The following is a 5,441-nucleotide window of genomic DNA, read 5'->3' as shown; positions in this document are numbered from 1 at the left end:
GGATCAGATGTGGACGGCCGGGCCCGCGTCGACGGTGCCGCGGCGGGTGAGCAGGCCGAGCACGGCGGCGCCGAAGGCCACCACGGCGGCGACCGCGAAGGCGAGCGACATGCCGCTGACGAAGGAGTCGTGCACGGCGCCGGCCATCGCGTCCACCGCCTGCTGCGGGGTGCCGGCCGGGGCCGGCGGGGCGATGCCGAGCTGCGCGGCCTGCTTGAGGCCCTCGGCCTCGGCGCCCTGGACCGGCGGCAGGCCGGCCTTGGCCCAGTTGCCGGGCAGCACGTCCCCGACCTTGGCCGCCATCAGCGCGCCGAGCACCGCGGTGCCGAGGCTGCCGCCGACCTGCATCGCGGCCTGCTGGAGGCCGCCGGCCACACCGGACAGCTCCAGCGGGGCGTTGCCGACGATCACCTCGGTGGCGCCGACCATGACCGGGCTGATGCCGAGGCCCATCAGGACGAACCAGAGCGACATCACGCCGGTGCCGGAGCCCGCGTCCAGGGTGGACATGCCGAACATCGCGGTGGTGGTGATCAGCATGCCGGCCACGATCGGGATCCGCGGGCCGAGCTTGCCGATCGCGATGCCCGCCACCGGCGAACCGATGATCATCATGCCGGTCATCGGCAGCAGGTGGACGCCGGCGGACACCGGCGACATCCCGTGCACGTTCTGCAAGTAGAAGGTCACGAAGAAGATCGCGCCGAAGAACGCGAAGGCCATCAGCACCATCAGCAGGGTGCCCGCCGACAGCGGCACCGAACGGAACAGGCTGAGCGGGATCAGCGGCTCCTTCGCCCGGGCCTGCCAGAACGCGAAGAGCACCATCAGGACCACCGCGCCGCCCAGGAACAGCAGCGTGCGGGCGTCGCCCCAGCCCCACTCGGGGGCCTTGATGATGCCGAAGACCAGCGCGAACATCGCCACCGAGAGCAGCGCGATCCCGGGCAGGTCGAAGGACTTGGCGGCCTTCTCGGCCCGTACGTCCTTGAGGATCCACAGGCCGAGGCCGAGCGCGATCAGGCCGACCGGGATGTTGATGAAGAAGACCGACTCCCAGTTGACGTGCTCGACCAGCAGGCCGCCGACGATCGGGCCGGCCGCGGTGGAGGCGCCGATCACACCGCCCCAGATGCCGATCGCCATGTTGAGCTTCTCGGCCGGGAAGGCGCCGCGCAGCAGGCCGAGCGCGGCCGGCTGGAGCAGCGCGCCGAACAGGCCCTGGAGCACCCGGAAGGCGATCACGGTCTGGATGTTGCCGGCGAAGCCGATCGCGGCCGAGGTGGCGGCGAAGCCGACGGCGCCGACCAGGAAGGTGTTCTTGTGGCCGAACCGGTCGCCGATCTTGCCGGCCGTGATCAGGAAGACCGCCAGGGCCAGCAGGTAGCCGCTGGTCACCCACTGGATCTCGGAGGGCGCGGCCTTCAGGTCCGCCTGGATGACGGGGTTGGCGATGGCGACGATCGTGCCGTCCAGGGCGACCATCATCACGCCGACCGCGACGGTCAGCAGGGTCAGCCAGGGGTGCCCCTTGAGCCCTCCCCCGCCCGGTGGCGTGCGCTGCGGCGGGACGTCCGCCTTGGCGTTCTTGACGACGGACTGGCTCATCTGGGGCCCTCCGGGGGCGTGGCAGAGAACGGAACGTGGGCGTGGCGCCGCGACCCACCCGTCCCCACGAGTGCCCGGTCGGCGAGCGCCACTTCCGGCAGATTATGTCAGCCACTGACATTCGGCAAACACTGACTTCTGGCTCTGGCTGACATTTGTCAGAGCGCTAAGGTTGTGCTCCTCACCCCACCCGCACGCGCTCGGAAGGCCCCGCCATGGCCGCTCGCACCCCCACCCCCACCGCCGCCCCGGGCACCCCCGAACGGCTGCCAGGGCTGCGCGAGCGCAAGAAGCAGCAGACCAGGGACGCCCTCGTCCAAGCCGCCCACGTGCTCTTCCTCGGCCAGGGCTTCGCCCGCACCACCGTCGACGAGATCGCCTCCGCCGTCGAGGTCTCCCAGCGCACCTTCTTCCGCTACTTCGCCAACAAGGACGAGGTCGCGCTCGCCGTGATGGCCGACGCCGAGGACTACTTCATCGAGTGCCTGTGCCGCCGCCCGGCCCACGAGTCCCCGCTCCAGGCCCTGCGCGCCGCGATCGTCCAGTCCTGGCGCGAACTCGGCGCCGAACACCGCAGCGGCCCCCGCTCGATCACCACCGCCCTCGAACTGATGCGGATGATCGAGGAGACCCCCACCCTGCTCGCCACCCACCTGCGCCGGGTCACCGAGCAGGAACGGGTGGTCGTCCGGGTAATCGCCGAACGCGAGGGCCTCGACCCGGCCGAGGACCTGCGGCCCACCGTGCTCGCCGCCGTCTTCGGCAGCGTGCTGCGCGCCGCCCACCTGTCCTGGACCCCCGACCAGGAGCCCGCCGGGCCCGAGGGCATGGTCGCCGTCATCGAGCGCCACTTCGACCAGCTCGGCCCGGCCCTGGCCGGCCACTGGCGCACCGGCCCGCAGTAGCACCGGCCACGCGGTAGTGCCAGCCCGCAGCAATACGGGCCCGCAGTAGTACCGCGGGCACCGCTCCCGGCCCCGGAACCGTCCCGGGAGCAGTAGTACCCGGGTAGCACCCCCTACTCCGGTAGCACTCCGATGTTCGACCCCAGTGCGACGACGGGCGGTCGGCACCCTCTTAGGCTGGCCCGCGATGAAGACGATCACCACGACCGAAGTCCGCGCGCAGGCCCTCCGGCTGCTCCGCTCGCTCCGGCACCACCTCACCACCCCGACCGGCGGGTCCACCCCGCTGCTCGGGGACTCGCCCCGGGCCTGGCTGCGCCGACTGCCGTACGTCGTCGCGCTGATCATGCAGGCCTCGCTGATCCCCACCGGGATCGTCGCCCTGGTCGACTTCTACGGCGTCGCCGTGCCCATCGCCGGCGCGCTCACCATCGCCCAGACCGCGCCGCTGCTGCTCGCCATCACCCGGCCGCTGGCCGCCTGGTGGATCAGCGCGGCCACCCTCGTCACCACGGCCTCCATCACCGCCCGGCACCACCAGCTCGGCGGCACCTGGCCGTGGACGGCGCCGATGATCCTGGCGTACGTCTTCCTGCTGATCGCGCTCGCGCTGCGGGAGAGCCGGGCCACCCTGATCGCGGTCTGGATCGCCACGATCCTGCTCACCCTCCTCACCACCACGCTCGGCTTCCCGCACGCCGACGACGGCACCACCATGCTGCTGGTCGCCCTCGGCGGCGCCGCCCTGCTGCTCGGCTGGGCCGTCCAGGACCGCGCCGAGGCCCGCCGGCTGCTCGCCGAACAGGAGCACATCAGCGAGGCCGAACGCGAGCGGCGCACCCTGCTGGAGGAGCGCGCCCGGATCGCGAGGGAACTGCACGACGTGGTCGCCCACCACATGTCGGTGATCGCCGTGCAGGCGGCCAGCGCGCCGTACCGGATCACCGGCGTACCGGACGCGGCCACCGAGGAGTTCACCGCCATCGCCGGCACCGCCCGCGAGTCGCTGACCGAGATGCGCCGACTGCTGGGCGTGCTGCGCAGCGAGGAGTCCGCCGCCGAGAAGGTGCCGCAGCCCGGGATCGAGCAACTGCCGCAGCTGATCGAGACGGTGGGACGGGCCGGGGTCCCGGCCGAACTGACGGTGGATCCGGGGCTGGCCGAGGCGGTGCCGAAGGCGGTCGCCCTGTCCGCGTACCGGATCGTGCAGGAGGCGCTGGCCAACGTGGTGCGCCACGCGCCCGGCTCGCGGGCCCGGATATCCCTGGTCGACGAGGGCGCCACCCTGCTGCTGACCGTGGTGAACACGCCCCCGCCCCAGCACACCGAGTCGTTGGAGGCCTCCATGGAGGGCACCGGACAGGGGCTGATCGGAATGCGGGAACGCGCCCGGCTGGTCGGTGGCAGGCTGGAGACCGGCCCGATGCCGGACGGCGGCTACAAGGTCGCCGCCGTCCTGCCCCTCGAAACCCCCCGGGAGAAGCCCGCATGACCATCCGCGTGATCATCGTCGACGACCAGGCCATGGTGCGGGCCGGCTTCGCCGCCCTGCTCAACGCCCAGAGCGACATCGACGTGGTGGGGGACGCGGCCGACGGCGCGCAGGCCCTGGAGGTGAGCGGCCGCACCCACCCGGACCTGGTGCTGATGGACGTCCGCATGCCCGTCATGGACGGCCTGGAGGCCGCCCGCCGACTGCTCGACCCCGCCGTCCCCGGCGCGCACCGGCCCAAGGTGATGATGCTGACCACCTTCGACGTGGACGACTACGTGTACGAGGCGCTGCGCGCCGGGGCCAGCGGCTTCCTGCTCAAGGACGCCCCGCCGGCCGACCTGATCTCCGCGGTCCGGGTGGTCTCGGCCGGCGAGGCGCTGCTCGCCCCCTCGGTGACCCGCCGGCTGATCGAGGACTTCGCCCGCAACCGGCCGGCCCGGCGGCGCGACCCCAAACTGCGGCTCAACGGCCTCACCCCGCGTGAGACCGAGGTGCTGGAGCTGATCGCCCGCGGCCTGTCCAACCAGGAGATAGCCGGCCGGCTGGTCCTGGCCGAGCAGACCGTCAAGACCCACATCGGGCGCATCCTCGCCAAGCTCGACCTGCGCGACCGCGCCCAGGCCGTCGTCCTCGCCTACGAGTCCGGCCTCGTGACGCCCGGCCAGTGACGCCGGTCCGGTGACCCTCGGCGGCTCCAGCCCGACGGCTCCGGTCCGGAGACACCCCCCGTGGTACCCCGAGCGATACCCCGAGTAGTACCCCGGTAGCACCCGGGAGTTGGCCCCGCGGTGTGACGTCCGCGGGGCCGTCGCATTTCTACCTTCCTTTCCGTCGAAGTCGAACGGATCAGGGAGGGGCCGGACATGGGGAAGTTTCGGGTCAAGAGAGCCATCGCGGCCAGTACGGTGATGCTGGCCGCGGTGCTCGGTCTCGGCGGCTTCTCCACGGACGCCCAACAGGCCGTCACCGGCCCGCCGCCGGGCAGCGCAGCCTGGGTGGCCGACACCGCGCTCGGCCTCCACCCGCCCGACCCGGCCACCGCCACCCCGGCCGAAGTCGCCGCGTTCTTCGCCGAGTTGACGCCCACCCAGCAGGACGCGCTGGCCGTCCGGCACCCGCTGGTGGTCGGCAACCTGGACGGCGCCCCGGTCCAACTCCGGTACCGGGCCAACACGCTGGCCCTCACCGCGGAGCTCGGCCGCGAACTCGCCCGGGCCACCGACCCGGCGCTCACCCCGCAGGACCACGAGCAGGCCCGCACCCGCGCCGAGCGCTACCGCGCCCTGCTGGACGGCGACCGCCGGATCCTCGTCTTCGACCCGCGCGATCGCGGCGGGGGGGGCCGCGGCGTTTGGGGCCCCCCCCCCCCCCCCCCCCCCCCCCCCGCGCGGCCCCGCGCCGGCCCACACCAGGGGGACAAAGAACCCGCCCCC

General features: G+C 72.9%; 4 protein-coding genes and 1 pseudogene. 4 read left to right on the top strand and 1 reads right to left on the bottom strand.

The window, feature by feature from the left end:
* Positions 1-3 precede the first annotated feature (3 nt).
* Positions 4-1,608, bottom strand: a complete 1,605-nt coding sequence (locus ACFV6I_RS27510) for an MFS transporter (RefSeq protein ID WP_063347443.1) — start codon at positions 1,606-1,608, stop codon at positions 4-6.
* A 215-nt stretch (positions 1,609-1,823) separates the two neighbouring features.
* Here ACFV6I_RS27510 and ACFV6I_RS27505 point away from each other — a divergent pair, with 215 nt between their 5' ends.
* From ACFV6I_RS27505 to ACFV6I_RS27490, 4 genes and pseudogenes are all read left to right on the top strand, one after another.
* Positions 1,824-2,513, top strand: a complete 690-nt coding sequence (locus tag ACFV6I_RS27505) for a TetR family transcriptional regulator (protein ID WP_063347444.1) — start codon at positions 1,824-1,826, stop codon at positions 2,511-2,513.
* Between the two features lie 187 nt (positions 2,514-2,700).
* Positions 2,701-4,005, top strand: coding sequence for a sensor histidine kinase (locus tag ACFV6I_RS27500; protein WP_380343801.1), 1,305 nt, complete (start codon positions 2,701-2,703; stop codon positions 4,003-4,005).
* The gene (locus ACFV6I_RS27495; RefSeq protein ID WP_063347446.1) at positions 4,002-4,676 is read left to right on the top strand and encodes a response regulator transcription factor; all 675 of its coding nucleotides are present in this window, start codon (positions 4,002-4,004) and stop codon (positions 4,674-4,676) included. The genes ACFV6I_RS27500 and ACFV6I_RS27495 overlap by 4 nt, the downstream gene beginning before the upstream one ends.
* Before the next feature lie 195 nt (positions 4,677-4,871).
* Positions 4,872-5,441, top strand: a pseudogene (locus ACFV6I_RS27490) (hypothetical protein); the annotation flags it as partial.

It is taken from the genome of Kitasatospora sp. NPDC059803 (genome assembly GCF_042732255.1).
In the GTDB taxonomy this organism is placed as follows: domain Bacteria; phylum Actinomycetota; class Actinomycetes; order Streptomycetales; family Streptomycetaceae; genus Kitasatospora.
The sequence above is the reverse complement of the archived record's forward strand: the minus strand, read 5'-3'. Positions and strand labels throughout refer to the sequence as shown.

Coding starts and splice junctions, on each gene's coding strand:
- ACFV6I_RS27495 (WP_063347446.1), top strand. CDS start 4,002: ATGACCATCCGCGTGATCATCGTCGACGACCAGGCCATGGTGCGGGCC.
- ACFV6I_RS27500 (WP_380343801.1), top strand. CDS start 2,701: ATGAAGACGATCACCACGACCGAAGTCCGCGCGCAGGCCCTCCGGCTG.
- ACFV6I_RS27510 (WP_063347443.1), bottom strand. CDS start 1,608: ATGAGCCAGTCCGTCGTCAAGAACGCCAAGGCGGACGTCCCGCCGCAG.
- ACFV6I_RS27505 (WP_063347444.1), top strand. CDS start 1,824: ATGGCCGCTCGCACCCCCACCCCCACCGCCGCCCCGGGCACCCCCGAA.